This window comes from Ruegeria sp. YTSA144 (assembly GCF_059610125.1).
This window is the reverse complement of record NZ_JBXWNA010000012.1, coordinates 14,741-34,644: the sequence shown is the minus strand read 5'-3', so window position 1 is coordinate 34,644 and position 19,904 is coordinate 14,741. Positions and strand designations below refer to the sequence as shown.

Genomic DNA, 19,904 nt, shown 5'->3' with positions numbered 1-19,904 from the left:
GTCGTGGCCCGTCTGTCTGTCATATATGATGCCGATGCAGGATCATGTGTCGAGACAAATACTCCTTCACTCTAAAACACAAAACTTCCGCAATCTCATTTCGGAACGGACCCGATTGGACAGCCCCGCCCTGAAGGCCTGTTACAATACGGGGGGCGTAAAACTCCTGGGTGGGGTCAAACTTTTTTCGCATGTGTCGTAGTGAATTGCGCTGCCCACAATGAGCTTTAAGTCAACAGGAATGCCTCATAAAGGGTGTATGCGCACAGTTTTGCATGTTCTGAAGGGCGCTGATCCGGAAAAGGCGCAGGCGGGCCCCAAATCTGAGACCCGCCCGTGCTTTGATTGACAATTTCTCTAACCTGAGGCGGTTGTTGCCATCAGGCAAACAAATCCGCGTATGGATTCGGCGACGAGTCAATGAATTCCACATCGTCTTCGACCCCGAGGCTTTCCACGCTGTCGCCAACGTACCAGTCCCGTTCTCTGCCGCCCGCGAAATCGAAATCGGTTTCGGTTTCATCCAGGACAACAGCGCCGTCCACCAGCACCTGAAGGCGGTCAGTATTCTGATCGACCATCAGGGTCACCTGATGTGCCTCTCCGTCGTTCAGATCAAGATCCTTGATCTTATAGCCATCACGGAAACCGCCATCGTTGTTGTCGACTTTCGCGACCAGATGACCCTTTTTGGTCAGCTTCAGACCGAAGTTCGAGTGGTTCCAGACAAGCCGCTCGGCGCCGGTATCGTCTTCGCCTCGGGTCATCTCGAACGATAGAGAAACTTCCTCGGCTTCTGCGTAACCAGGCACTTTTCCGATGTTCCCCCGGCTGTCCTGATTGCTTATGTCGATCATCAACTCGCCCTGAGGTTCGGCAATGTTGATGGGGTTTTCGATGTCGGCCTCTGTTTCAGGCTGATTGCCTCCGGCCTCGGGTTGGTTTTCCCCGGTTTCGGGCTGATTGCCTCCGGTTTCGGGTTGGTTTCCCCCGGTTTCAGGCTGATTGCCTCCGGCCTCTGGTTGGCTTTCCCCGGTTTCGGGCTGATTGCCTCCGGCCTCGGGTTGGTTTTCCCCGGTTTCGGGCTGGCTGCCTCCGGCCTCGGGTTGGTTTTCCCCGGTATCAGGCTGGCTGCCCCCGGTATCAGCAGGTGGTGGGTTCGTTCCGATATTGGGTTGGCTTGTTCCGGTATTGGGCTGAGACGGCGTGCCGGTCCCGGTATACCCGTTGTTTTTGAGCCAATCAAAATATGAACCCGAAATGCTGTTTGCGAGGTCAGAACCTGCACTGACCAAAGCCGCCGGGCTTCCCGGTTTGACGATGTATTGATTGTAGCCGTCCGTCTGCGCCGTGGCCTGATAGGTAAAGTGCTGGTCGTATTCGGTGGGCTTGATCAGGACGTTGTCAGAAACAGTCCAGCCCGCCTGACCATTATGCCCCAGAATCTGCGATGTGATGTTTTGGGTGATCGCGACATTGCTGGAGCCGTTCGAGACGAAGATGAGCGGAATTTCAATGCCGCCTGTCTGTGTTTTTTCATCTACGTGCAGAACGGAGTTCTTTGTGATGGTGATACCATCCGCGCCGTAAACCGAAATGCCATGCAGATGGCCGTTATAGATCACGTTCCCTTCGATCAGGACATTGTGGTGGATGACGTTCGGGTCGCTGAGATCCTTGCCGTCCCCACCAAACCAGATGGTCTGGGTGTAATCTCCGTTGCCCATGTCGAAGACGTTGTTGCGGATGGTGATGTTGTCACTGCCGCTGCCGTTTGCACGCTGGACCTGGATCATGTCACGGTGATCGCCCGCGCCCGCAGCGCCGCCGAAATCGTGAATATAGTTGTTCTCTACCAGGATATTGTCGACATTGTCGAACACCAGACCATCCGAGCGGATCGAATGAACATCGTTCCCGGTGAAGCTCACCCCATCGGAGTTAAGAGCGATGGCGCCCTTCCACCATTTCGAGAATTCGGTATTGATGACGTCGATATTGTTGGAACCGGAGATCATCAGACCGGTGCCATATCCGGTGCCATCCGCAGATGTTCCGGTGCCGCTGGCAAAATCACCGTCGAAGTTCGAATTCTGGAATGTGATGTTCGAACTGTTGGTGACGCTGAATTTATTCTGGAAGTGATAGTCGCCAGGGCTGTACGTGTAATCGAATTTGATCGTGTCGAACGTTACATTCGACGCCCCATTGAGATGCGCTTCAGAGAAGCTTGCGCTTGCATTCGGATCAGCGGATTTAATCGTTACGTTAGATGAAAACTGTTTACCATTCAGGCTGAGCTTGCCGTAATTGCCGGCCGCAAGCAGTATTGTTTCCCCACCTGTTGCCTGTGACAAGGCCTGGTTCAGCTCTGCCGCAGAGGTTACCGTAATTGTCGTCGACATATTTCACCTTCTGTTTCATAGGCGCTGTGAGTGGCAGCGCACGAGTTCCCGCACACCCAGGACAAATGGAACAGCTGCCCGAGGGCAGTAGAGTGGCCTAAATATGGCTATGTTTGGAAATTGTTGCCTGCATTGGGACAATGACGTCCCTTTGCCTTCATTTCCGAGTGAACTCGATACTCGATACTGGGAATTGTTCCACTTCCCTTGGCGGTTGACGTCTGTTTGGGTAATTGATTCCCGTTAAGCAACAATGAACACATAATTGCCACTATTCCGGCGCGTCCTTGCGTATCTCTGGTAGGTGTCGGCAATGAATTGCCCGGTGCCCCTACGGAAGCTTGCAGATTTAATTGAGACCACCCCGGAAAAGCACCGCTGAGTGTCTCGGAAATGTCATGCGATCCGAGGGGCACCACAATAGACAGTATGCGGGGGTTCGCCTAAGCTTCCGAACGGTCGCAGATCAGAAAGGTACGTCATGCCCAGATCACGTATTCTTGCGCTGGCAGGTATGATCCTGCTGTTCATTAGCCCCGCCTTGCATGCAAAGACCCCTTGCGACAGGCAGCAATTCAAACCCAGATTCACGGCCCAGACCCAAGGTCAGGCCATTTCCGACGCAGCAACGCTGGCAAGTGCTTTGCAGAATGCCCGTGGCGGTGAGGTCTATCTGCTTGCACCCGGAAACTATGGTACTCTGAAACTGGGTAAGGCTTTCCCGTCACCGGTGGTGATCAGATCGGCTGATCCTGCCAGCCTCGCGTGTTTCAGTGCCGCCATTCTTGACGGGGCCGAGAATGTCCATCTGGATGGCATCAGGTTCGACTATACCTTCAAGAACGCTGACCCGTATCACCTGGCCAACTTTGTTGTTCGCAACAGCCGGAACATCACTATCTCCAACTCCGCGTTCAGCGGGGATGTCGCACGCGGCACCGGAACGCCAGAAGACGGGGCGGGGTTTGGTACAGGTCTGTTGGTGTTCCACGCCGCCAATGTAGATATTTCAAATTCCGAGTTTCTCACATGGTGGAAGGCGATCATCGCTATTAATACAGACGGCATAAAGATCACTGACAGCGACGTGCATTCGATCCGCTCGGATGGTCTGGTGTTCGACAATGTCGACGACATCTTGGTTCAGAACAATTACATCCATAACTTTGGCGGGGCCGATGGCGTTGGCGATCACCGCGATATGATCCAGATCCAGCGGGCCAATAACAGCGGAAGCGCCAATATCACGATCCGGGACAATGTCTTCGATGTAGGTGCCGGCGACTTTGCCCAGACGATCTGGGCTGGCGGAGATGGAAAGAACATCGGAGACCCAGAGGTGCGGCATCGGAACGTGCTGATCGAAAACAACATGATTTACAACGGCCATGTCCACGGCATTTCCATCTACGGTTCCGACAACATTTCGGTCAGAAAGAACTCTCTGATCAATGTGCCCGGTGGCCATTCTGTGCCGGTAATCAATATCTCACCGGACTCGACATCCGTTGTCATCGAACAGAACGCCGCGGCAAACATCATGGGGTATGAAAACCAGCGCGATTGGGTGCTTCTTAACAATGCCATGATTCAGGATCAAAACCCGTCTCAGGAAGGGTATTATGATCAGCAGTTCATCTACCATGCGTTGGGGCGGGAAAAGGGGTACAATGAGTTTGGCGTGCGTCCCGGCAGTCTCATGGATCGCCTGAATGCCGGATCAACGCTGGCAAAGAACTATCCCACTCAATGAAGACTGACATGGAAGATTTTCGCTGGCGTGTTTAATGGCAAGGGCGTGGCCATGAAAGCCACCAGTTTTTTTGATTTTTGAAGAGTTACTTGAGTTAAGGGCAGGATATTCGAATGATTGCTGTGTCATCAGCCAAAACGAGAGAACAGGTGACAAAACCGCTTGTCCTGATGTTGCTCGTCATATCTTTTGCGATGCCATTCTATTTCTTTCTTGGCGGGCTGAAACTCAACGGCTATCGCGTGATCCTGCTTCTTTACATGTTCCCTGCTGTTTTTGGATGGCTGAGCGGTAAGGCAGGTAAAATCAGGGCGGTCGATTTCCTGGTGATCGGATTTGCGTTCTGGGCCAGCCTGACTTTGGCCGTCAATCACGGCATTCAGGAACTGTGGCAGTTCATCGGAATGTTCATGATAGAAACGCTAACCCCCTATTTCATCGCCCGAACTTATATTCGCAATTTGGATGCGTTCCGGTTCTTTGTGAAATGCCTCTTCATTCTGATCATGGTTCTCTTGCCGTTTGCGGCTTATGAAGCTGTCACGGGCAAGATGCCGCTCCTGAATCTGTTCGGGAAGGTGATGAGTGTTTATCAAAAGTGGTATTTTCCGCCGAGACTGGGATTGCTGCGCGCCCAGACAACGATGCCGCATCCGATTTTGTTCGGAGTGTTCTGTGCGCCGGCCTTTGCGCTTACCTGGTATGTGTTGGGGTGGAACAAGCCCCTCAATAAAAGGGTCGGTCTTGTTTCCATCGTTGGGGGCACCGTGTTCTGTTCCCTGTCGTCCGGGGCGTTCATGAATGTCATCCTGCAGATGATGCTGATGGCGTGGAACAGGATATTCTGGTTCCTGAAGAACAGATGGAAAATCCTTCTCTATATTTTCTCCTTTTTGTATTTCGTCGGCGAAGTCAGCTCCAATCGGAGTATGTTTCAGATCTTCGCAACACACTTCACTTTGACACCGGGCACCGCATTTACGCGGATCAATATTTTCACCTTCGCCTCTGACGATGTCCTGCAGAATCCACTGTTTGGAATCGGGTTGAATGACTATACGCGACCCCACTGGATGGCCATGTTGACCACGGTGGACAATTTCTGGCTGGTGATAGCATTGCGGCATGGATTCCCGGGGCTGTTTCTGCTGTTGGGTGCGGTGTTGGTTGTCTTTTTCCAACTGGGCAGAAGGAACCTGACCGGAGCCCTCGCAGACGCCCGTCTTGGGTATCTGATTGCGTTGCTGGGTCTGTGCATTTCCGCCATCACGGTGCATTTGTGGGATTCCACTTTCTGTTTCTTCATGTTTCTTTTGGGGGCGGGAACCTGGCTTCTTGATACGGATGACCAAGAAGATCAGGACGGCGACAGGGTGAAGTTGCCAGTCGAAGGCGGGAAGATGCGCTATACGCGGTTCCCGCAGGTCGTTCCGGGTGAGTTAACAGCAAGACGGACGGCCAGGTCCGGTTCAACCAGTCGTCATCCAGCGCCGGCGAGACATTCCCAAAGCCCGCCGCAAACGGCGCAGGGGCGGCATTTGACCGGATAAAGTGGCAGTCATCTCGTGCGTGGACATGTCACCACGCAACGAAGTCCGCGGCCGCAGAAAACTGTTTGCGCGCCAATTGCCGCCATCGCTTGACCAGGCCGCGGTGTACCCCGCAGCGCGCAAGGCCCGAAGGACCCTTGCGTCATAACGCCCGAAGGGGATGCCGGCCTCTGTCACCGGATGTCCGCAGATGTCCTCAAGCTGCGTCCGTGATGCGCACAGCTCTTCGGTCAGTGCATCATCATCCAGGGTGGGCCACGCCGTGTGAGCAATGCCATGACTTCCAATTGTCATGCCCGCGTCGCGCAGGGTGTGAAGATGCTCGACATCCAACGAGCCCACCTGCCCGATCCGATCGGTGAGAACAAAAAAGCGCCCCCGGAGGTTACGGGCCGCAAGGGCGGGCAGGGCAATACTGTAATCTGACAGATTGCCATCATCGAAAGTGATCGTGAAATGGCCCGGATCGGGGGCTTGGGCGATCTGATCCAGCGCATATTCGAATTGACTGACTGACAGCCAGTAAGGGGCCTCGTCTGGCTCCAGGGCACGTTCCGGTGTGCCGATGCCGTGAAAAATGATACTCGTTCCAGTGGTCATTGGCGTGTTTTTTTCAAGCGGGAATGAAGCGTTTCGGCGGTGCCTATCAAAGCCGAACCCAATCCGGCGGGCCGGTACTCATAAGGTCCGGCCGCCAACAAGTCCGTTCCGCCGGTCCGTTGTTTGAATTCTGTGACGGTCGGATTGGTGTCAGGGTCGATACCGTCCAGATCGTACCATTTTATACCCTGTGTCCGATGCCTCAGGATGGATTCCCACATCAGATAATGGCCGGCATTGCAGCGACGCCCCACATCTGTCGTCGCGCCAAACAGATAGACCGCGAAATTTTCTGTCCGGCCGATTGTCATGCCAGCTATGTCGACACCATCTTTTTGGGCAAACAGAACCTCATGGGAAAAATCAGCGCCCTGAAGCGGATAGTAGAATTCGGGGGGAATATCAGGTTGCTCGAACCCCTTGGCGGCCTGCACCAGCTGATAGAGCTTATGAAATCTGCCCGAGGCTTCGGAAATCGGGGCGCTTTCCAGCGACAGACCGCTTTTCAACGCTTTGCGCAGGTGGTTGCGCCATTTGCCATGTTGCGCCTTGAGCAATGTTTCTTCGTCCTGTTCACAGTCGATGACGACTGTCCGATAAGGCCGAGAGCGATCGGTGGTGCAAAAACCCGCTGCTGCGGCAGACTGATCTATTGCTGGTACGTCGTAAAAGGGCAGTGCGGGAAGCCGCAGCCGAAGGATATGCCCGGTTTTCTGGGCATAGGCGCGCAGTGCCGCAAATGTTGCATCCAGCCGGTCCTGGTCGATTTCGGGCTGCTCGCGGTGATGCATCATGGGGCCTGCTGCGATCCAGGCGATACCGCGCCCCAGGCCGGGCACGCGCTTTACGCGCAGGCAGGCGGCAGCGGTCAGCTGACCTGCCTGATCTGACAGGGTGATAAAATCAGTCGTGGCGCCGATCCGTTGTGCTGCGGCCTGCGCATACGTCAGGGTCTGTTCGTATGTCAGATCGTGAAAACCGGCGCTGATCCGGGGCCAGTCTTCCGCGGTGACTTTCTGAAACGAGAGGGTCGTGTTCATAATTGCATCCGTATCCAGCTGCTCCAGAGGCTGTTCGGCCGGATTCCCAGCCGCGGGCGGACTTTCAGGAACCAGACACGGTAGTAAAAGAAATGCAGTGCATCCGCCCACAAAAGCAATAAGCGGGCTCGTAATCGCGCTGAAGCCCGATCAGGTGCCAGAACGATATTGTAAAGCGGCACCAGATCTCCTCCGTAGCTCAGCTTGTATTCATACTCGCCGGCGCCGGCTTCAATCAGGTGCGCATCCTGATCGATCAACTCTTCAACACGCGTGACCAGACCGACGCGGCCCAGGCCTGCCTTTGCAAATTCGGCATCGACTTCCCGTGCATTCAGCCACCAAAGCACCTTGCCGTTCAGGGTGTAACGCAACTGGCTGGACAGCAGCGTTTCATCCCGCCACTGTTCATCGATTGCCGCATGGCCTTTCGGGCTCAGGCCTTGCATCAGGCTGCGATAGAACGCTGCCGCAACCGGCCAGTCGGAAAAATGCCCCCCTTTTCCGGCGGCCTCCCATTGTCGCGTATGCAATGCGATGAACCGATCCATCATTGCATCGACGGTTTCCGGCGTGGAACTTACAGTGCGCAAGACCTCACCTGCCGGGGTCAGGCGTTTGATGTCCCGCCGGACCTCGCGGCGGCGGCTTTTCGAAAGCGAGGCCATAAACGCATCAAAGGTATCAGGCAGAGTCATCAGTGTATGCCCGCGGGTGCTGATGTCGCGCAAAACGGATAGGCCACGCCCATTCAGGGCACGCAGGTTTTCCAATTGCCCTGCGCGTTCTGACAAGGGCGACAGGCTTACGACGCTACATTTCAAATGATCGGTCAGGTGTTCAATGACAGCCCCGAGAACTGTGTTTTCGTAACCGGCGGCAATGGGCAGTTCCATGACCGCGAAATTAGGATCCACGCCCGCCAGCCGGGCGACGCGCACCGGAATGGGGCCGGCCCAAAGGGTTTCAACGCAAAAGGGCAGAACGCTAACAATCTCTGAACCGTTCCGCAGAATATAGCTGACGGGATGCCGGCTGGCGGCAAACGTTTTGCCGTAATGGTCCCACCAGGCAGATTGCCAGTCGGACAGGAAATATATCTCGGCACCGGATGCCGAGACAAAACTGTCCCAACTGGCTTGTATGCTCAGCTTGTGTGCAGGTTTTTCGACACACTCAAGCTCGATATCTGCATTGTTGGAAATGGCGTCCCTCATGCCATCGGTTCCTGACCGAAGAGGTGATATCGGATTGCCGCTCCGGACAGGCGCAGCCTGGCCTTGCGATCAGGCGTGGCGCGCAGCAGCCCGATCAGTCCAAAGGCAATTCCGCGCAACATTGCGCTGCTGAGGAAGATCGCGCGCGTTATCAACTCACCACTGCGGCCATAGTGCTTTCTGGCGTAGATCGTCTTGCTTTTCTGCTTTTGCACATACATGCGCGATTTGATCTGAGCGGTGCTTTTCGAGCCGCCTTCAAGATGCAGAATCCGCGCCTCGGGTGCGAAGACGCAACGTTTGCCCACATTGCGGATACGCCGGCACCAGTCAGCTTCTTCCGAATAGATAAAGAACGCGTCATCCAGCAGACCAACTTTTTCAAAGACTGGACGCGGCACCAGCATGAACATGCCCGATACCACATCCACGTCGCGCTGTGTTGTCCGGTCCCAGCCCCCATATTCGGGCCAGGTAAACAGCCGTTTCAGCCCAAATTCGATCACTGCCAGGCTGAGCGGTCCGGGATCGGCAAAACAGGTCAGCTGGATGGTTTCAGGGTCTTCGAAGACCTGACAGCCGACGCATCCGACATCCGGATGCGCGTCGAGCCAGGCGCTCATGACATCAATCGCATGATCCAGGATGATCGTATCGGGATTGAGCAGCAGCAGCTTGGCACCTGTAGCAATCTCGAGCCCTTGATTGTTGGCAGCGGCAAAGCCCAGATTTTCGGTATTCGCGATCAACCGGACCTGGGGAAATTCATCGGCCACCATTTCAGGTGAGCCATCGCTGGAGGCGTTGTCGACAACGATGATTTCGTGCGGCAGCCGGGTCTCATGCGCAATGGACGCCAGGCAATCCCGAAGAATCTCCCGGGTGTTCCAGTTCACGATAATGATAGATACAGCGTATTCGGTACTCGTGCCGGGCGGCGATGAAACCATGATGCTTCGCTCTCGTTAACCACTTACATTCCAAATTTTTAACCACTGCCACATTCTGTGAACACTTAAAACGTGACCGTACCGGGACCGTTGTTGTCGAAAAGTAGCTATAAAAGTCAAATCATTTAGATCAGTATATTGAGGTAATATTTTGACGGTGCGAAACCTTGAAAGACAAGACTGTATCAAGATCGGGCGCGGGTAAATTTTGGCCTCTGTGTTTGGCATCGAATGACTGACCGTGGGAACGCACTTTATTGCGGCGATCCTGTCATGCGGTTGCCCGATCTGTTTCGCCGGGATTCTGCTGGCGGGTACACGGCCCTGTTCCAGGACCGGTCGGTGTTTTGGAGCTATAATACCCGCGTGGCAATCCGGGCGTCCTGTGACCTTTTGGGGTTGCAGCCCGGGGATGAAGTTCTGGCCCCTGCCTATAATTGCGGTTCCGAGGTCGACCCGCTGATTGATGCGGGCCTTTCGGTTCGGTTGTATCCGGTTTCCGAAAACCTGCGTGCCGACCCTGCACGGATTGCGCCACTAGTTACCGGGCGGACGAAGGCGATATATGTGATCCACTATTTTGGTGTGCTGCAGCCAGACCTGGCGGATCTGCGGGCCTTGTGTGATCGACATGGGCTGCGGATGATCGAAGATTGTGCATTGAGCCTTCTCAGCGGTGCTTCGCCGGCAGAAGGCCGCACCGGAGACGTATCGGTTTTCTGCTTCTACAAGTTTGTGCCTGTTCTGGGTGGTGGGGCCATGATCATCAATGCGCCGGACCTGAGCGTCAGGCATCCGTTTCCGCGGCCTGCTCCGGGCAAGGCCGTGGCCAAAGCATTTTTGCGCGCTGGTCTGGCAACCGTATTGGGGCCGTCTCGTATGCAGGCCGTGCTTCAGAAGGCACGCGGTCGGCAAGAACCGCCGCCCCGCAGTGACGGGGATCAACCTGAAGACATTCCAGGGCATTATTATTTCGACCCGGCGCTGCGCGGCGCACAGATGAGTGTCTTCACATCCCGTCCATTGCGGGCCTATTCCGTAGCAGAAACCATTGCGATCCGGCGGGCGAACTGGCAGCGGTACCGGGATGTTTTCAACGAGTTGCCCGAGATACGCATGCTTGTTCCGGAACTTCCGGCCGATGCCTGCCCGCTGAATATGCCGATCATAGTCGCGGGGCGTGACCGGGTCGTACGGGCGCTGCAAAAAACCGGGATTGGTGCCACCGCCTGGTGGGCGGGCTTCAACCGCAATCTTGACTGGTCAGGGCAGGCCGAGGCGATGACCCTGAAAGACAATGTCGTATCTTTGCCGGTGCACCAGTACCTTTCGGCTGCGCATATCGATCACATAATAGCGCAGCTCAGAAATGAACTTGTGGCCTGATCAGGCGGGCGGTTTATGCAGAGTGAGGCCAGCGTAACCGGGGCCATCACGCCGCCTTGGACAGCTTGCGTTTGAGTTTTGCGGCAAGCTCCAGCGCCAGGCTTTCGAACCCTTTTGGCTTCCCGGCAAGGCGCCAGAGCAGCAGATGCGTGCCAACATAGACAAAAACTCCGACCAGAACTTTGACCGAGAACCGGATGCGCAGCAGCGGCAGGTCTTCCGCTGTCTCATAAGCCCATCCCACTGCGTCGCCACTGCCATAGGCGCTGCTGACAAATAGAACGGCAAGCAACATGGCAAAGGTCGACGCAAATGTACGCCAGGCCATCAGGATCGGTGCCAAAAACCCACCGGTTCCGAAATCCTTGGCCATGATCAGCGCCAGACCGATCGCAAACAGGCTGGCGGCTCCGGAGCCGAGGATCGCGCCGGTAAAGCCATAGTTCGATCCCAGCACCGTCAGCGCAGTTGTGGCGATCAGCAGGATCGTGTTGCGGAGAAACAGGCGCTTTGTAGAGCCTTCGACATAGCTTGCAGACCGGACATTGGCCTGCAATGTCTCGATCGCCTTCAAAGGGGCAAGCACCCAGATGACCTGTGCGGCGGCCAGCCACTGATAACCGGCCACGACAACGATCAGGTGATTGGCAACCAGGGCCATGCCGACGCTGGCTGGAACGATGATCCCCAGAAGGATGGCGTTGGCCCGTTCGAAGGCTTCCTGGCTGGAGCCTTGGGTCCGGGAGGCATTGGCAAGGCTTGGGTAAACCACTCGTTCCAACGGGCCGATGATCTGGCTGGTGAACAGGACCACAAGACGATAGCCGACCCTGAAAATCCCTGCATCGGCCAGACCCAGCATGCTTCCGATGACAATCTGGGGCATGTTGTTGATCAGAAACTGGGTGATCTGGGCCCCCAGTGACCATGATGACACATCAATGCAGTCATGCCAGCATCGGAGCGTTAACCTGGGCCGCATCGGGGCAACGGAAAAGGACCAGATGACCCGGATGACCTGAGTGATGACGCTGGCGACCACGATGGCCCAGTAATCACGCCAGATCCATGTGAGGCTGATGGCCATCAATGTATATGCAATTCGGCTGGTCGTTTCTTCCCCTGCGATGAAACCGAACCGGAGATCTCTTTCCAAAAGTGGGAAGCGTGTGCTCTTGATGGAACTTGCGATAGCGATGAAGCAGAGCGCGGGGATAAGCGATGTCAGTTCCGCAAGCCCGAAAAATGTCATCAGAGGGGCGCTGGCCCAGATCAGGAGTGCCGAAAAGACGCCCAACAGCACCTGCATCGTGAACACGGTGTTCAGGTGATCGTCGGTGATCTCGGGCTGGCGGATCAGGATCATGGAAACGGCCCGCTGGACGATTTCCAGAAACGCGGCCGCGATTATGAAATAGGCAATGATCCCGAAATCCGTTGGCGTCAGAAGACGGGCCGTCACAACCAATGTCAAAACGCCCAGAAACTGGCTGAAAACGCCCGATGCAAACAATGTTGCGGCCCCCCTGGTAAGGGTCGCGCTGTGATCGGGTGTCCCCGGGGCGATAGTCACGCCTGGTTCAACTGGAGGCTTCAAAAGACTTGCCTTTCCATACTCGGAACAAAAAACTTATCAACGTACCAATGTTTCTAATCTGGCTACCCTCAACGTCGCTTCAAAAAACCCGCACTTGCTGTTCTAGGAATTTAGTCGGCTGGCTGCTAGTCAAACCTGTAAGTATATTTTTGTGTTGAAATCGCATGTTTTTCCAGTTTCAGAGAGGTACACCATGTTTCAATCGGTACCGTCGCGGCGAGTCGGCGCAGAATATTACATAGCAAAATGAAGTTTCGCCTCAGTGTCTCAGATTGGATTCTGACTGCGCAAGGGTAACAAGTAGAAGAGACCGGTGTTTTCTGGACCCGGCGCCTGTTTTCAAGATGGTATAACAGTATGAAGATTGCGATTTTTGGTCTGGGGTATGTGGGGTTCACGGCAGCATGCTGTCTGACCCGTGAGGGGCATGAGGTGATCGGCGTCGATGTGAATGCCGACAAGGTCTCGGAAATCAATGCCGGGCAGCCTCCGATCAAGGAACCCAAGGTGGCCGAGCTGCTGACCGAGGCGCTTGCAAAGAACCTGATCCGCGCAACGGTTGAAATCCCCGACCTGTCCGATGTCGACCTGGCCATCGTTTGCGTCGGCACGCCCAGTTCCACTGACGGCTCGCACAACATGAATTTCGTGGCCGAGGTGACGCGACAGATTGCCAAGGCCGTGTCACCGGACCGCGCGCGGCCGCTGACCGTAGCGTACCGATCCACCTTCCGACCCGGCACGGTGCGGCAACTGATCGAGCCGATCTTCCAAAGCTATCTGGGCGATCGGACGGGGCAGGCGATCGAGATCGTCTATAACCCCGAATTCCTGCGCGAGGCATCGGCGGTGGATGATTTCTTCAACCCCCCCAAGATCGTTGTCGGCACGGCCGATGGCAATCGCTCGGCGGTGATGGACGAAATGCACGAAGGCCTGGATGCGCCGGTGTTCTACACCGCGTTCGAAGAGGCCGAGATCACCAAATTCGTCGACAACACCTGGCACGCCACCAAGGTGGCCTTTGCCAATGAGGTCGGTCGGATCTGCCACAGCATGGGCGTGTCGGCAAAAACCATGCACGAGATTTTCGTCTCGGACACCAAGCTGAACATCTCGGCCTATTATACCCGTCCGGGCGGGGCGTTCGGGGGGTCCTGCCTGCCCAAGGATGTGCGTGCGCTGCAACATATCGCCGGTGAGGTGGGTGCGCATACGCATCTGATCGACAGCCTGTTGCAGACCAATCAGGCACATAAAACCTATCAGGCGCAGGACATCATGGCGCGGCTGCCCGATGGGGGCCGGGTGCTGATGGCCGGGCTAGCCTTCAAGGCCGGAACCGACGATCTGCGTGAAAGCCCCAATGTAGATATCGCCCGGCGTCTGTTGCAGGCGGGCTATCAGCTGTCGGTCTATGATCCGGCCATCAAACCGGCCGATCTGCGGGGGCAGAACCTGGGCTATGCCTTTACCCACCTGCCCAACGTGGGCAGCCTGCTGGTGGACCGCGCCACGGCCGAGGCCGGACCCTGGGATCTGGTGGTCGGTTCAAACCGGATCGTGAATGATCTGAACCTGGGTGATGCAGAGGTGGTAAGAACCTATGAATATGACTAGCCCTGTGCCCGCCGTTCAGCCGATCTCGTTCGAAGAGCTGCGCCAGAGCCAGCCCCTGAAGGGCCTCAAGGTTCTGATCGTGGTGGAAAACCTCCCCGTCCCCTTTGACCGCCGCGTCTGGATGGAGGCGCGCACGCTGGCCGCCGCAGGCGCGCTGGTCTCGGTCATCTGCCCCACCGGCAAGGGCCATGAGGAACGCGTGTGGGAAGACGAGGGCATCAAGGTCTATCGCCACCCGCTGCCGCTGGATGCCAGCGGGGCGCTGGGGTATCTGCTGGAATATGGCGCGGCGCTGTTCTGGGAAAGCTGGCTGTCGCTGAAGATCAAGTTCACCCGCGGCTTTCACGTCATCCATGGCTGCAACCCGCCCGATCTGATCTTTCTGGTGGCGTTGCCGTTCAAGCTGTTTGGCGTGCGCTATCTGTTTGATCACCACGATATCAACCCCGAGCTTTACGAGGCCAAGTTCGACAAGCGCGGTTTCTTCTGGAAGCTCATGAAGACGTTCGAGCGGCTGACCTTCGCCTCGGCGCGGGTGTCGATCGCCACCAATGAAAGCTATCGCAAGATCGCCATCGAACGCGGCGGCATGGCGCCCGAGGATGTGTTTATCGTCCGGTCCGGTCCTGATCTGAGCCGGTTGCAGCACCTGCCCCCGAACCCGGCCTGGCGCAACGGGCGGAAATACATGGTGGGCTATGTCGGCGTGATGGGCGATCAGGAAGGGATCGACCTGCTGCTGGAATCCGTGGCGCATCTGGTACAGGTGCAGGGCCGCGACGACATCCAGTTCTGCCTTGTGGGCGGGGGCCCCAGCCTGGACAAGCTGCGCGAACAATCTGCTGAAATGGGCCTGTCGGATTACGTCACTTTCACCGGCCGTGCCCCGGATCAGGACCTGTTCGAGATCCTGTCGACCGCGGATGTCTGCGTGAACCCGGACCGGGTGAACGAGATGAACGACAAATCCACCATGAACAAGATCCTCGAATACATGGCCTTCGAGAAACCCATCGTTCAGTTCGACGTGACCGAAGGGCGGTTCTCGGCGCAGGAGGCCTCGCTTTACGCCAGGGCCAATGATCCGGTGGATATGGCTGACAAGATCACCGAATTGCTGGCCGATGACGACCGTCGCGCCGTCATGGGCCGCTATGGGCGTGCCCGGGTCGAATCCGAGATGGCCTGGCCGCATCAGGTGCCCGCGCTGATCGCGGCGTATCAGCGGATCTGGAAAGGGTAATCGGCCAGAGTGTTACTTTGCTACTTGTTTTGTTCCTGCCTGCCCATGCGCTTTCCTCGGAAACCGAAGCTTCATGGCCGGAGCCTCAATGAAGTGCCATGACAGGACCGCGCATAACAGGGTTAGGGGGAAAGACATCGCCATGTTGACGACTGGCGTCGTGACGCCAGACTGCGCCACCAGTTGCTGGATCGGGAACGCGTAGATGTAGACCCCGTAGGAATAGTCGCCCAGCTTGTTGTAGTGTAAAAGAAGCGGGATTTTGGCATAGCCGGCAAAAATCGCGGCATAAGACAGGCTAATGGCAAAGACAGGTAGAAACAGTGGTGTGAACCAGGCCATAAAGGACAACGCGGCGGACAGGGCCAGCAGCGACCAGGATAATGGTACGTGTCGGCGCCAGATGTAAAAAACCATTCCCGACAGAAAAGGCAGACCAAGCCGTGTGAGGACCTCGATTCTTGGGTTCACGTCGATGAATACGACGATGACTGTATAGAAACACAGGAACAGCAGCGTTAGCCCGGCAAAAATCTTTTTGTTTCCCAGAAATCCAAGCAAGCCACATAAGAGGACGCCGACATAGCAGGTGACCTCGTAGGAGAGGGACCAGAGCGAGCCATTGATCGCAGCACCATATGGATTGGATTCGAACACGCCCGGCAATGTGTACTGCAGTTTGAACAACAGCATGTTGCGGATGAAGTAGCTGCCGGCTTCGTCCCAAAAAACAGAAGGGGGCGCTTGTGTTAACAGAAGCCCGGCAACCAGAATGGTGATCACGGTTACCACGGCAAGTGCTGGGAACAGCCTCAGGGCTCTGGCGATCAGGAATGATGCTGCAGACGGGTTACGGTCGAAACTGCGCGTAATGAAAAACCCCGAAATTGCAAAGAAAGCCCATACGCACATCAGACCAAGCGACAGCCCATGCAGTGTGGATTCAAGCGGTTGCCCGAACTCGGCACCCAAGCTCAGAGGATAGGCATGCGCCACCAGCACAAGGCTGGCCGCGATGATCCGGATCAGATTGAAATTGTTATCCCGCCCGTCTGATCGATCTGCGATAAACAGCGCAGGCTTCCCCGAGATCACATGCACATTATGCTCACTCATCTGCGGTTCTCTGGGTCACTGGCACTATCATGGGATACACAATTATTTGGAAGCTGATCTTTGATACAATATCCATGGTGCGGTTGTCGCAAGAATATTGAATCCCTGGATCTGAGGCGGAAACGATTCCGTCGAGCAAACGATAATTGTATCAGCTTTGGCGTCAGACAATGCGGCTATCGCGGACGGCACTGTATGATGTGCGTCCGAGGCAACGTTCTGAACCACGTTTTGAACATGGGCCAGCGGTCCGATGACGTGCAGCGGTTGCTGGGTGGGATCGGCGAAGGTGGGGATCGCGGTGCCGTTAAAAATCATGAGAAAGGACAGGGGGCGGCAGTTGGGCCGGAATAAGCGTGGATCCCTGGCGTCTTCGACATAGGCGCCTGCGCCCAGGCTGCGCGTATCATGGATGTTCAGTGCCTCAAGATACGAGGCGTAACTTCTGCCGTCCTGATACCATCCGATGCTCAGCACCAGGTTTCGTGCCAGAAACAGCCCTGCGATCATCGCAATGACGATTTCGCGGGACGGTGATTTCACATCGGGAGCCAGAGACAGGCTTGCGGCCAGAAGCGCCAGAAGCAAAAGCGGGATGCGTTCGCCCAAATGCCCGACGCCGAACAGGGTCGGGGGTACGATCAGGATCAGCAGCACGCACAGGGCCACCGCAAGCTTCATGCGTCTGTCGATCTGCCAGATCCCGGTCACGAGCCCGCCGATCAGTACGCCCCACAATACGATGCCAAAGCCCCAGTCGATCGATTGCCATGTGGTTTCGGCCACGCGAAGGAAACCATCGACTCTCAGATAGGCTTCGGTGCTCAGTCGAGCCCATAATGTTCCCTGTTCGGCATGGGCGAGAAGACTTTCTATCGGTGTGGTGCTTCCGGCACCTATGGTTTTCGTTTGGGTAAACAACAGGGTTGGTATGACGGCGACCAGCGCAAGCCTTGTAGCTTTGTAAAAAAGCGTACGCACCCCCGGGTTGCCGGATCCAAGAGCAAGTGACAGCTCGACCGCACCCAACAGCAACCCCCACAGCGCAAAGGCCAGCCCGTGAATGAAAAACAGGAGCACGCCTATGCACATAGTCACGGTCAATTGCCGGACGGGACGGTCCTGTGTCGCAATCCAATAGCCGGTTGCGCCCAGCAGAACCCCCAATCCAAGCAGGAAATTCGAAAAACCCCAGATCAGAATATGGTTATACGCCACCAGACCGGCCAGAAACACGGTCAGTGCCGAAAGGCGGCCGTGCAGAACGCGTGACAGGTACAAAATGCCTGCGAAAGGAGCTGCAATGATCAACCCCGCTATCAGCTTGGCCCCCAAAAGCGGGGGCAGCACATGCATGATACCTGTGCCCAGAATGTCCAACCCGAGATTGGGCAGCAGTTGCCAGGCGGCCTCATAGTTCTGTTGCAACACGGCCGAGCCCGGCAACTTGGCCAGAATATAGTAGCGGGCAATATGGGCGTAGAAATCTGTCAGCGGCAGAACAGGGGTTACGCACAGGGGAACGAGGCAGGCAAACAGAGTCAGTGCCAGAACCGGGCGCAGTGAACGGCGTCGAAGTGTCGTAATCATTTCTGCCGCAGGCACATCTCTACCTACTTACTAAGAACCAAAAAACCTGATCTCTCAGATATCAGCAACACATCATTGTGCAATCTAATTTGCTTAATGCCATCTGACGCCCGGGATGCAATGACTTCGGGGTAAAGATTTGGTGGCCAGGGCGCTGCGATCGCGTCGAGCTTGCCGTCTTTCTAAAACGGTACAAACCGCGGCAGGCGGTTCAGGCTTGGCTCCATGAAACGTTGCAACCTTGCATCCGCATCCGCTTCGGTTTCGCCGGGAAGGATGGGGGTCACAAAGCGAACCAGTGCGCCATCGGTGCGGCCCATGGTGAAGCCGTCCTGAATGACGCTCATCTTGGCCCGGAAATCATTGACCATACGCTTGCCGCGCTGCTCGAACCAGTAATAGACCAGCTGTTTCGATAGTTCTTTCTGGATCACGGCGCGGTTGACCATAAAGCTGCCATAAGGCGTGTTGCCAGGATTGATCTCATAAGGTTCAAGGCTGAAGATTTCCCAGCCACCCACCGGCAGGCAGACCTCGGGAGAATGGATGCCGTCACCTTCGGTCTGCTTGTCGTAGAAGGCTACGAACATGTTCACGAAGTCGCCCGAACCGGTGTCGATATAGGTAGCATGAAGGTAATCGCTGGCACCCAGAACCTGTTCAACCTGTGGATCCAACGTGGTGGGCGACCCGGACCAGGGGCCAAGCTGCCGTGGATAGAGAACAAACGGGTCACGTTCCACAGGCCGCGCTTCGGAAGCGGGCCGCAGGGTCCAGGCGGTTGAAACCGCAAGCGTCAGAAGACCCGCGACCGCCAGTGCCACCGATGCGCGAATGCCAAAGATACGCAAGGCAACAGAACCCAGCCCCTGGGTATCCAGATCAATGGTCTCGGCAAAGGGTTGCGGATTCGGCGCCAGACGCTGCAACCCGATGGCCATCAGGAACAGAATGGCGACGCAGAGCAGGAAGATGATCCAGCCTTCGAAGAAATGCATGAAGCCTTCAGCCTGCTCGATGCCATGCTGATTGACCAGCACGCCGATCACACCGATGCGGATCGAGTTCATCAGTACGGTCAGCGGAGCGGCCGAGACCAGCAGAACCACCTTGTGCCAGATCGGGCCACGGTAAAGCAGGGCAAAGAGATACGAGAAGCTCAGGATCGGGAACAGATAGCGCAGCCCGGAACAGGCCTCGGCCACCTGTAGTTTGTAGACCCCCAGATCGATGATGTTGCCTTCGATGAAAACCGAAACACCGGCCATCTGCACGAACCAGACGCCCAGCTCGGACGAAATCCATTGCAGGAAGATCGTGAGCTTCCAATAGACGAACTGCGGCAGGGGCAGCATGAACACCAGATGCAGCACGGGCAACTGATGGTATTTGCCCCGCTGCCAGCCGAACACGGTCAGCATGACGCCGCCCGTCCAGATGATCATGGCATAGGTGACGATATCGGGAATACGGGCCAGGTTGCCCAGAATGGCGATGGTCAGGGCCACGGCAATCACCGCCACACCCGGCCAGCGATCATGCACAACCGGGTTGGGTGGTGGCATGTCCCGCAGTTCACGCAGGAACAGATACAGCGAGATGATCGGGATCAGCGGGCCATGGCTGTATTCGGGGGTGCTCCAGGCGGCGCCCAGAGACACGATCCCGATCCAGAAGACGGGTATCGACCCAAGCAGCAGCAGGACAAACCAGAACAGCCCGACGGTGTTCATGACCGGCAAGCCTCTTCTGGCCGCTTCAAGGATATTACTGCGGCTGTTTTTCGAATCGAGGTGATGCATCACGGTCCATCATGCACAATAAGGTGTGGCCTGAA

At 56.1% G+C, this 19,904-nt stretch carries 14 protein-coding genes; 5 read left to right on the top strand and 9 right to left on the bottom strand.

Annotation, left to right across the window (positions count from 1 at the left end):
- Positions 1–380: 380 nt before the first annotated feature.
- Positions 381–2,405, bottom strand: coding sequence for a right-handed parallel beta-helix repeat-containing protein (locus tag AC2FF8_RS18680; protein WP_496880450.1), 2,025 nt, complete (start codon positions 2,403–2,405; stop codon positions 381–383).
- Positions 2,406–2,886: 481 nt separating this feature from the next.
- On the opposite strand from AC2FF8_RS18680, the gene AC2FF8_RS18675 reads away from it, so the two are divergent.
- Positions 2,887–4,158: a right-handed parallel beta-helix repeat-containing protein gene (locus tag AC2FF8_RS18675; RefSeq protein ID WP_496873973.1), complete on the top strand. Its 1,272-nt coding sequence runs from the start codon at positions 2,887–2,889 to the stop codon at positions 4,156–4,158.
- Positions 4,159–4,517: 359 nt separating this feature from the next.
- Positions 4,518–5,708, top strand: a complete 1,191-nt coding sequence (locus tag AC2FF8_RS18670) for an O-antigen ligase family protein (protein WP_496880449.1) — start codon at positions 4,518–4,520, stop codon at positions 5,706–5,708.
- Here AC2FF8_RS18670 and AC2FF8_RS18665 read toward each other — a convergent pair.
- The 4 genes from AC2FF8_RS18665 to AC2FF8_RS18650 are packed head-to-tail and all read right to left on the bottom strand — an operon-like array spanning position 5,628 to position 9,515.
- Complete coding sequence (locus AC2FF8_RS18665; RefSeq protein ID WP_496873975.1) at positions 5,628–6,308, bottom strand: polysaccharide deacetylase family protein; 681 nt, start codon at positions 6,306–6,308, stop codon at positions 5,628–5,630. The two genes, AC2FF8_RS18670 and AC2FF8_RS18665, sit on opposite strands and share 81 nt — an antisense overlap.
- Positions 6,305–7,348: a lipid II:glycine glycyltransferase FemX gene (locus tag AC2FF8_RS18660; protein ID WP_496873976.1), complete on the bottom strand. Its 1,044-nt coding sequence runs from the start codon at positions 7,346–7,348 to the stop codon at positions 6,305–6,307. The genes AC2FF8_RS18665 and AC2FF8_RS18660 overlap by 4 nt, the downstream gene beginning before the upstream one ends.
- Complete coding sequence (locus AC2FF8_RS18655) at positions 7,345–8,565, bottom strand: GNAT family N-acetyltransferase (RefSeq protein ID WP_496873977.1); 1,221 nt, start codon at positions 8,563–8,565, stop codon at positions 7,345–7,347. The genes AC2FF8_RS18660 and AC2FF8_RS18655 overlap by 4 nt, the downstream gene beginning before the upstream one ends.
- Positions 8,562–9,515, bottom strand: coding sequence for a glycosyltransferase family 2 protein (locus AC2FF8_RS18650; protein ID WP_496873978.1), 954 nt, complete (start codon positions 9,513–9,515; stop codon positions 8,562–8,564). Before AC2FF8_RS18650 ends, AC2FF8_RS18655 begins: the two co-directional genes overlap by 4 nt.
- 231 nt (positions 9,516–9,746) lie before the next feature.
- On the opposite strand from AC2FF8_RS18650, the gene AC2FF8_RS18645 reads away from it, so the two are divergent.
- Positions 9,747–10,901: a DegT/DnrJ/EryC1/StrS family aminotransferase gene (locus AC2FF8_RS18645; protein WP_496873979.1), complete on the top strand. Its 1,155-nt coding sequence runs from the start codon at positions 9,747–9,749 to the stop codon at positions 10,899–10,901.
- A gap of 46 nt (positions 10,902–10,947) precedes the next feature.
- Here AC2FF8_RS18645 and AC2FF8_RS18640 read toward each other — a convergent pair whose 3' ends face one another.
- On the bottom strand, positions 10,948–12,474 hold the full coding sequence (locus AC2FF8_RS18640) for an oligosaccharide flippase family protein (protein WP_496880448.1): 1,527 nt from the start codon (positions 12,472–12,474) through the stop codon (positions 10,948–10,950).
- 381 nt (positions 12,475–12,855) lie between these two features.
- Between AC2FF8_RS18640 and AC2FF8_RS18635 the strand changes: the two genes are divergently transcribed.
- A complete protein-coding gene (locus AC2FF8_RS18635) occupies positions 12,856–14,118 on the top strand; it encodes a nucleotide sugar dehydrogenase (RefSeq protein WP_496880447.1) in 1,263 nt (420 codons plus the stop codon).
- Entirely contained in the window at positions 14,105–15,361 is a 1,257-nt protein-coding gene (locus AC2FF8_RS18630; RefSeq protein ID WP_496880446.1) for a glycosyltransferase family 4 protein, read from the top strand. The genes AC2FF8_RS18635 and AC2FF8_RS18630 overlap by 14 nt, the downstream gene beginning before the upstream one ends.
- A 12-nt stretch (positions 15,362–15,373) precedes the next feature.
- On the opposite strand, the gene AC2FF8_RS18625 is transcribed toward AC2FF8_RS18630, so the two are convergent.
- The 3 genes from AC2FF8_RS18625 to xrtD form a co-directional block, all read right to left on the bottom strand.
- Complete coding sequence (locus AC2FF8_RS18625; protein WP_496880445.1) at positions 15,374–16,477, bottom strand: acyltransferase family protein; 1,104 nt, start codon at positions 16,475–16,477, stop codon at positions 15,374–15,376.
- Positions 16,478–16,519: 42 nt separating this feature from the next.
- Positions 16,520–18,067, bottom strand: a complete 1,548-nt coding sequence (locus tag AC2FF8_RS18620) for a hypothetical protein (protein ID WP_496873983.1) — start codon at positions 18,065–18,067, stop codon at positions 16,520–16,522.
- Between the two features lie 182 nt (positions 18,068–18,249).
- Complete coding sequence (gene xrtD / locus AC2FF8_RS18615) at positions 18,250–19,800, bottom strand: VPLPA-CTERM-specific exosortase XrtD (protein ID WP_496873984.1); 1,551 nt, start codon at positions 19,798–19,800, stop codon at positions 18,250–18,252.
- Positions 19,801–19,904 lie beyond the last annotated feature (104 nt).

Bases quoted from the DNA above. Each gene is read 5' to 3' on its own strand.
- AC2FF8_RS18680 (WP_496880450.1), bottom strand. From the start codon at position 2,405: ATGTCGACGACAATTACGGTAACCTCTGCGGCAGAGCTGAACCAGGCC.
- AC2FF8_RS18675 (WP_496873973.1), top strand. From the start codon at position 2,887: ATGCCCAGATCACGTATTCTTGCGCTGGCAGGTATGATCCTGCTGTTC.
- AC2FF8_RS18665 (WP_496873975.1), bottom strand. From the start codon at position 6,308: ATGACCACTGGAACGAGTATCATTTTTCACGGCATCGGCACACCGGAA.
- AC2FF8_RS18660 (WP_496873976.1), bottom strand. From the start codon at position 7,348: ATGAACACGACCCTCTCGTTTCAGAAAGTCACCGCGGAAGACTGGCCC.
- AC2FF8_RS18655 (WP_496873977.1), bottom strand. From the start codon at position 8,565: ATGAGGGACGCCATTTCCAACAATGCAGATATCGAGCTTGAGTGTGTC.
- AC2FF8_RS18650 (WP_496873978.1), bottom strand. From the start codon at position 9,515: ATGGTTTCATCGCCGCCCGGCACGAGTACCGAATACGCTGTATCTATC.
- AC2FF8_RS18645 (WP_496873979.1), top strand. From the start codon at position 9,747: ATGACTGACCGTGGGAACGCACTTTATTGCGGCGATCCTGTCATGCGG.
- AC2FF8_RS18635 (WP_496880447.1), top strand. From the start codon at position 12,856: ATGAAGATTGCGATTTTTGGTCTGGGGTATGTGGGGTTCACGGCAGCA.
- AC2FF8_RS18630 (WP_496880446.1), top strand. From the start codon at position 14,105: ATGAATATGACTAGCCCTGTGCCCGCCGTTCAGCCGATCTCGTTCGAA.
- AC2FF8_RS18625 (WP_496880445.1), bottom strand. From the start codon at position 16,477: ATGAGTGAGCATAATGTGCATGTGATCTCGGGGAAGCCTGCGCTGTTT.
- AC2FF8_RS18620 (WP_496873983.1), bottom strand. From the start codon at position 18,067: ATGATTACGACACTTCGACGCCGTTCACTGCGCCCGGTTCTGGCACTG.
- xrtD (WP_496873984.1), bottom strand. From the start codon at position 19,800: ATGAACACCGTCGGGCTGTTCTGGTTTGTCCTGCTGCTGCTTGGGTCG.